Origin of the sequence: Streptomyces sp. NPDC001902 (assembly GCF_042891295.1) — a bacterium.
Lineage (GTDB): Bacteria > Actinomycetota > Actinomycetes > Streptomycetales > Streptomycetaceae > Actinacidiphila.
This window is the reverse complement of record NZ_JBIATA010000060.1, coordinates 1-3,931: the sequence shown is the minus strand read 5'-3', so window position 1 is coordinate 3,931 and position 3,931 is coordinate 1. Positions and strand designations below refer to the sequence as shown.

The following is a 3,931-nucleotide window of genomic DNA, read 5'->3' as shown; positions in this document are numbered from 1 at the left end:
CGCCGGCCGCGCCCCGGGTCTGGACCGCTCCCACCCCCGCTCCGGACACAGGCCACGCCCCCTTGACCGTGGAGGCGTCCTTCGGCTGGCTCCCGGCAGGCTTCGACAAGATCGAGTACTCGCCGCAGCAGAAAAGAACCGTCGTGAGCGTCGCGGGCAAGATCCCCGAAGGCGGTGTGAGGGGGCCCGGCCTCTCGCTCGACGTCTACCCCGAGGGAACCAAGCCGTCGCTCGGGCGCCCCTGGTACCCCGGAGGTCCTCGGCAGTATCGGATCGACGCGCCGCCGGTCAACGGCCGCACCGCGTACTGGGTGGGGAAGAGCCCGACGGCCGCCTGGGGCCCCGCGGGTGTCTGGCATCTGCGCTGGCAGACCGCGGACGGCCGGTGGGCGGAGTTGCAGGGTGACGGAATGCCGGGGACCGCGGGGCAGCAGACCCTGCACAAGATCGCCGAAGGGGTCGTCGTGGCTCACCGGGCGATTCCGTTGCCGTTCCGGATCAGCGGTGTGCCCGCGGGATTCGCCGTTTCCGAGGCTTCCTTCGACATGGGGCGGAGGCCGGACGACGCGCCCTGGACGGCCACCGTCGACTTCATCGTCGGCGGGATGTACATCCACACCACGGTCCAGCCGGACCTGCCCGAGCCCACCATGAGCCCCCCGCCAGGCGCGGTTGTCCAGCGCTCCACGTCCACCTGCGTCCGGGATGACGGCCTCAAGCTCTGCACCGGTTCGGAGTACGGCGTGGACGCCTACCGCGCCGTGGGCGGCCCGAAGGGCTGGCTCAAGCGGTTCACCCTGCTCGGGACGGACCAGCACGACTGGACGACGAACGTGCTGGGCTGACGTCGACGGGCGCCCCGAAGCGGCTGCCCGGGCCCTGTGGCACGCATACGGTACGGCCGTGATCACGAGAAAGGGCCAGTTCCGGGGGATCAAGCCCCCTGAACTGGCCCTACGGCATGCGCCCCGGCGGTTCACCCACCTCTGTTCGAGGGCTGTCTTGGTACGGCGTCCTACCCGAAGACGAAGAGTGGTTTGGCGCCGTGCGCGGGTGTCTCGGCGAGCGTGATGGCTTCGATGAAGCGTTCGAGCGGGAACGGCCGGCCTTCGGGGATGCTCAGCACGCCGTCGGCGACGAGATCACGGACCTCGGACAGCGCGCGCAGCGCGTCCTCAGGTGAGGCACTCCCGAACCAGCGGTTCAGCCAGAAGCCACGGACCGCTTTGGTCTCGTAGATGACCGAGCGCGCCGACAGCGGGATCGTCAGCGCTGCCGGGTCGGTCTGCCGATGGGTGGAGAGCGCGCCGTAGACCACGACCTGTCCTCCGGGAGCCAATGCCTGGGACACCTGGGCACCCACGGGGCCCGCGACGCAGTCGATGGCCTTGCGCACGCCGTCCGGCCCCGCGATCTCGGCCACGCGGTGCACCAGGTCCTCGTCCTCCGTGCAGATGACCTCGTCGCCGCCGAGTGCCCTGATCTCCTCGACGGCATCGCGTCGCCGCACGACGTTGATCGTGCGCACACCCAGATGCCCGGCCAGCTGAATGACGAGCCGGCCGACGGTGGAGCCCGCGGCCGTCTGCAACAACCATTCACCCGGCTGTACGTCGAGTTCGCGAGTCACCAGGAGCAGCGCGGTCAACGGGTTGACGGCGAGCTGACAGGCGTCGGAGTCGCTCATCTGGTCGGGGACCGGCAGGAGCCTTCGTGCATCGGCGACGAGGTATTCCTGCCACGTGCCGGCCACGCGCGGCCCGGGCACCGCCGGGACCGCGACGGTCACCACGCGCTCGCCGATCGTCAGTCCCCCGGCATCCGGGCCGAGGGCCTCGATGCGGCCCACGCATTCCATGTGTCCCCCGACGGTGGGAAACTCCGGGGAGAAACCGTAGCGGCCGCGCAGCACGTGCAGATCGCTGGCGTGAACCGGAGTCGCCTTCACGCGGATCAGCGCCTGACCGGCCGCAGGCGTGGGAACAGGCCGGGATTCCAGCCGCAGGACGTCGGTCGGCTCGCCGACCTTTCCGGCCACGAGCGCGCGCATGGATTGTGGCACGGGCATGGGATCTCTCCTTCGGTCGAGGGTGGCATCCCCCGATGGGCAATGAAGTAATGGGCGTACCGTGCCCCGCAAAATTTCCCGCCCGCCTGCACCTGCGGGCCGTCGGTCAGGTCACGACCCTCGGCGGTATCCGCGTAAAGAGCGGACGGTGTTCATTCTCCATGGTGCGGCCGGTCTTCGCTTTCGCCAGGTCGGTGGGAAAGGCGGAAATCGCCTCGGGCGACACAAAGGCCACGAGTTTTGCCCGATTGTGCAACGGGCGGGAGGACGTTCAGTCGCGGTCGGCATCCGACGGGTCGGCGCAGTATTTCGCGTACTCCGTCCCGGCGAAGTGCTCGCCCAGCTTCCGGGAGAAGTACCGGAGCATCGGCAGCGGCCGGTGGTTCATCACAAGATGCTGCGTCTTCCCTTCGTCGTTCATGTAGACGACGGCGATATTGGCGATCGGCCTGCCGTCTACCGTCGCCGCGTAGTCCTCGACGAAGCCGTTCTCTCCGTATTCGCCGATGTAGATGAAGTCCTGGAATTCGTACAGGGTGCGCGCGTAGGACAGTATCGCGAGAACGTCCTTGGCCCCGTGGATGGTCCCGTTGAAGACACCGGCCTCCAGCGTCACATCATCGGCGAGATTATCCAGCCAGGGAGGGTAGTAGTCCTTGCGCTGCCGCACCGGGTCGCCGCTGCCCAGATATGTCGGTGGCGTCCTGTAGGTCATCTCCGAGCCTCCTGTGGTGAGCCGTCTCCTCATTCGAGCAGTTCCCTCGGTGAACAGAGTCGCCGTACGCAACGGTCGCCGTCCAACGAAAGTCGGAGAACGCAGCCATCTCGCCGAGAGATACCTGGGGGCGCTCTGTGGGATATTGGGAGTGTGGAACTGCGCCAACTCGAGCACTTCGTCACCGTCGCCGAGGAAGCGAACTTCACCCGTGCCGCCGCACGGCTGCACGTCGTCCAGTCCGCGGTCTCGACCACGATCAAGAACCTCGAGCGGGAACTCGGCACGCCGCTGCTGGAACGCACCTCCAAACGCGTGCTGCTCACCGATGCCGGTGCCGCCCTGCTCCCGCGCGCCCATGCCGCCCTCAACGCGGCCCGGGAGGCCGTGGACGCGGTGGCCGAGGTCCGCGGAGGACTGCGCGGCACCCTGCGGATGGGCACGATGACCACGGTGGGGCTCATCGACCTTCCCGCGCTCCTCGGCGAATTCCATCGGCGTCATCCCGGCGTGCTCCTGCAGACCAGCGCCGCGGCCTCCGGCTCCCAGGGCCTGATCGACGCCCTCCTCGAACGGCGACTCGACCTCGCCTTCGTCTCCCTGCCCGGACCGCACCCGGCCGGCATCACGCTGACCGACCTCGTCACCTCGGTGCTCGACCTCGTCGTGCCGGCCGGCCATCCGCTCGCGAAACGCCGCACCGTGCCGATCACCGAAGTGGCCGGCCTGGACTTCGTCGACTTCCCCGTGAGCTACGGCATCCGGACCGTCGCCGATCAGGCCTTCGCCGCCGCCTCCGTGACCCGTCGTGTCGCCCTAGAGATCACCGACCTCCCCACCGGCGTGGCCTACGTCCGCAACGGCCTGGGCGTGGCGCTCCTGCCACGGCCCGCCCTCGCCAAGGCGGAGGACGTCGCCACGCTGACCATCGACGGCGCCAACCTGGACTGGCCGTTCTCCCTGGCCACTTCCTCCGAGCGCATGCCCAGCGCCGCAGCACGCGCCCTGATCGCGATAGCGCACGAGTTCCTCATCTGGAGAGGGTGAGCGCCGCCTAGATGATCGATTCCAAGGGCTAATGGTCGTAGGCGGTCAGGGATCGTAGGACGCTCTGCCCGGTGTGGTGGTTGTGCCAGATGGCGGCGGTC

The 3,931-nt window shown here is 68.6% G+C and carries 4 protein-coding genes; 2 read left to right on the top strand and 2 right to left on the bottom strand.

The window, feature by feature from the left end:
- Positions 1-845: hypothetical protein (locus ACFYYN_RS43315; protein WP_500550194.1), on the top strand; the 845-nt coding region annotated here is incomplete at its 5' end.
- A 170-nt stretch (positions 846-1,015) separates the two neighbouring features.
- Here ACFYYN_RS43315 and ACFYYN_RS43310 read toward each other — a convergent pair.
- Both ACFYYN_RS43310 and ACFYYN_RS43305 read right to left on the bottom strand, forming a co-directional pair.
- A complete protein-coding gene (locus ACFYYN_RS43310) occupies positions 1,016-2,068 on the bottom strand; it encodes a zinc-dependent alcohol dehydrogenase family protein (RefSeq protein ID WP_500550193.1) in 1,053 nt (350 codons plus the stop codon).
- 271 nt (positions 2,069-2,339) lie between these two features.
- Positions 2,340-2,783: a hypothetical protein gene (locus ACFYYN_RS43305; RefSeq protein WP_500550192.1), complete on the bottom strand. Its 444-nt coding sequence runs from the start codon at positions 2,781-2,783 to the stop codon at positions 2,340-2,342.
- 153 nt (positions 2,784-2,936) lie between these two features.
- Between ACFYYN_RS43305 and ACFYYN_RS43300 the strand changes: the two genes are divergently transcribed.
- Positions 2,937-3,830 carry a LysR family transcriptional regulator gene (locus tag ACFYYN_RS43300; protein WP_500550191.1) on the top strand — a complete coding sequence of 298 codons (894 nt, stop codon included), beginning with the start codon at positions 2,937-2,939 and terminating at the stop codon, positions 3,828-3,830.
- Positions 3,831-3,931 lie beyond the last annotated feature (101 nt).

Bases quoted from the DNA above. Each gene is read 5' to 3' on its own strand.
- ACFYYN_RS43310 (WP_500550193.1), bottom strand. From the start codon at position 2,068: ATGCCCGTGCCACAATCCATGCGCGCGCTCGTGGCCGGAAAGGTCGGC.
- ACFYYN_RS43305 (WP_500550192.1), bottom strand. From the start codon at position 2,783: ATGACCTACAGGACGCCACCGACATATCTGGGCAGCGGCGACCCGGTG.